This window comes from Psychrobacter pasteurii (assembly GCF_900162815.1).
In the GTDB taxonomy this organism is placed as follows: domain Bacteria; phylum Pseudomonadota; class Gammaproteobacteria; order Pseudomonadales; family Moraxellaceae; genus Psychrobacter; species Psychrobacter pasteurii.
This window is the reverse complement of the sequence record NZ_FUGD01000181.1, coordinates 1-838: the sequence shown is the minus strand read 5'-3', so window position 1 is coordinate 838 and position 838 is coordinate 1. Positions and strand designations below refer to the sequence as shown.

The following is an 838-nucleotide window of genomic DNA, read 5'->3' as shown; positions in this document are numbered from 1 at the left end:
CTTCTCGAACTCAGAAGTGAAACATCGTAGCGCCAATGGTAGTGTGGTTCGCCCATGTGAGAGTAGGTCATCGTCAGCTCCCTATACCTAAAAGCCCCCGCTCATATCGAGTGGGGGCTTTTTCCTGTGTGGTGGTTTTTTATATTGATTCAAGGAAGATCAGAAAATGCCTAAAATAGTCGTCTATTTAGCAGTTGGCTTTTTAATGTTTGCAGTGCTGCCTCTACCTTATGGCTATTACACTTTATTGCGTCTGATTGTGTTCGGTGTTTTTGGTTGGGCGGCCTATATTAGCTTTGATAGAAATGAAGAGATATTGCCTTGGGTATTTATCGTATTGGCTTTGATCTACAATCCGATAATCAAGGTCTACCTTCCAAAAGAGATTTGGACAGTAATAAACTTATTATCAGCAGCTTTTTTAGTCTTTAATCAAAGGAAGTTATTAGAGTCAGAGTAATACTACTAAAACCCTGGTTATTCCATACATTCTGAGTGCAGCTGGCAATATAAAACCTATTACTAAAGATCTAGCCACCACTGCTAAAATGATTTTGATATCCTAGCTAAGCCCAATAAAATGAACTAATTTAAAATTAACCCCTAACTTGGGTTGACCTATCGATTAAAGAGTATATAATAGCCACCTCGTTAAGGGGTAGGTTGGGTTTTATATTAGATAAGACGAACAAATCTGAAATAAAATAAAACAAGCCCTTGACAATGTAGTGATACAGCGTATAATACGCACCTCATCGGGACAACGGAAGTGCTAGCCAATTGGTTAGGTTTTGAAGTCTGATGAAACGAATTAAAATAAAAGCTTGACAGAAATCAA

General features: G+C 37.9%; 1 protein-coding gene and 1 rRNA gene. Both read left to right on the top strand.

Annotated features, from left to right (window positions below):
• Window positions 1-79 (top strand): 5S ribosomal RNA (rrf, locus tag A1232T_RS14655); the annotation flags it as partial.
• An 87-nt stretch (window positions 80-166) separates the two neighbouring features.
• On the top strand, window positions 167-460 hold the full coding sequence (locus tag A1232T_RS13205) for a DUF6804 family protein (RefSeq protein WP_077449815.1): 294 nt from the start codon (window positions 167-169) through the stop codon (window positions 458-460).
• The last annotated feature ends 378 nt before the right edge of the window (window positions 461-838 follow it).